Raw genomic sequence first — 1,910 nt, 5'->3', positions numbered from 1 at the left:
CACTGAGACCCGCCGAGCGAACCCAATGCTGACAGCCCCGCCAAGAGCTATCGGGACAGACTTTTAGGCGGCCCTGGGCCCCCAGGCGAGCCGGCTGAGCCACTGGCGCTGCAGGGCCTCCGCCTGCCGGCGCCGGCAGGCCCCGCGGGTGCGGGCGGGGAGAATGCTGCAGAGGGAGCGCACGAACAATGAGGTGGTGGAAGTTATTTGCATGCGCTCGATGACCTGCTGACTAGTCACGACAGACGGTATGCGATTGATCAAACCCGTATCATCAGCGAGCTGAGCTGGCAAGCCACAACTCTGAGGAGGGGCTTGCCAGCCACCGTGGACTTTTGCCAGGTAGTCCGGAACCGGGCCGGCTACGGCGGCAACCGGGGGCCACCTGATCCCACAAAACGGTTATCAAGTTTGCATTTTGTCATGCCAAGTGTACAATAAAATCTCCACAAGTCAACATGATACCAAAAAGCCTATCTCACTACTTGATTCAACAGTTCGCAGAGCAACATTGAGCGACCTGTAGATGCACCGCAGTGACTCAGTGCGGTGCATACAGATAGGAGGAAACGATGGATTTATGGCGCATTCTCTTTTTCCTATCACAGCACCTTGCCATGGAGCGGCGCTATTGTTGAGCCAGTGCCCTTCTATTTTCAGAGGCTATCCGAACTGAACAACGGAGAAGAATCTAAGATTGTATAATTATGCAATCTTAGATTCAGCTGGAACCCGTGAGCTGGGGCTTAACCCAGACTAAGACGACAAGTATACGCCTAACTTCGGCGGTCTAGAGAGACTCTGGAAAACGCAGGCTGATTGCGCTAGGGGCATAAACCAAGGACAGTACTGAGGTGATGTGCGGCAAGCAACTTGGCTTTTCCGATTACGAGCAGACCGCCACCAAAAAGCGCACCAAGAAGGAGAAATTTGTGGCCGAGCTGGATCAGGTTGTGCCCTGGCATCCGTTGCTTGATCTGGTCGAGCCTGTTTATCCAAAAGCAAGCAGCAAAGGTGGCCGTCCGCCGTATCCCTTGGCCACCATGCTGAGGATTAACCTGATGCAGCAGTGGTACAAACTCAGTGATCCAGCTATGGAAGATGCGCTGATCGAGGTTGCGAGAAGCAGGCTGAGAATGCCGACAAGAACATCACTGATCGGGTTACCATGAGGCCAGGTAAATGGAGAGCACTACCCAACACCCCGGATGGACGATTACTGGATCTGGTTGAAACGGCAAAGGCTCACATCAGTGCCAAGGTTGCTCACCATTTCGTATTATCAAGGAGCAGTTTGGGTTTAGAAAAACTCGGCTCCGTGGCATGGCCAAGAACCACCGCAAGGCCAATATGCCTGCAGCACTCACGAATCTATATATCGCTCACCGCTACCTACTGTCGACAGGAAAAGCGAACAATTAGGCTATCGTCTGGGCACCGTATTGAGCCTAAAACAATCCAATACTCCCCTTAAATCAGTGAAAATAAGATAATCATGGGTAGAAGCAGCCCAAAATCATTCTCCCAAAAGTTTCCACTCCCCGGTCAACGTCAAATCATTGTTACCCAGAGGCTCCCTAGCATCTGGAAACAGGCAGCCTCTAATCAATCATGGGATTTCAGAAAACGACATTCAGCCAGTTACCGTTGAGTCGATAAGCCCCGCAAGCCTGCTAGAATTAGAAGGCTCACCCTATCGCATCGACCTAATTATGCGGGTCGCGGCTGGAGTTCGGGCGCCTGCGGCTCGAACCGGCACCCTTCGACCCAGTGGCGCTGCTGCGGGCGGTGGCGGCGCTGCACCAGCCGGTGGCGGCGGAGAACGGCGTGCCACTCGAGGTGTCCGCGCCGCCCGCGGGGCCGCTGCGGCTGGGCGATGCGCTGCGTGTGCAGCAGGTGCTGCACAACCT

At 54.8% G+C, this 1,910-nt stretch carries 1 protein-coding gene and 1 pseudogene; one reads left to right on the top strand and one right to left on the bottom strand.

Annotation, left to right across the window (positions count from 1 at the left end; genetic code table 11):
- Positions 1-63: 63 nt before the first annotated feature.
- The gene (locus AC01FP_RS17280; protein ID WP_474481944.1) at positions 64-240 is read right to left on the bottom strand and encodes a hypothetical protein; all 177 of its coding nucleotides are present in this window, start codon (positions 238-240) and stop codon (positions 64-66) included.
- 617 nt (positions 241-857) lie between these two features.
- On the opposite strand from AC01FP_RS17280, the pseudogene AC01FP_RS17275 reads away from it, so the two are divergent.
- Positions 858-1,130: pseudogene (locus AC01FP_RS17275) on the top strand (transposase); the annotation flags it as partial.
- Between the last annotated feature and the right edge of the window lie 780 nt (positions 1,131-1,910).

The sequence above is a fragment of the Cyanobium sp. NIVA-CYA 375 genome (genome assembly GCF_056108345.1).
This window is presented reverse-complemented; position numbering and strand designations above follow the sequence as displayed.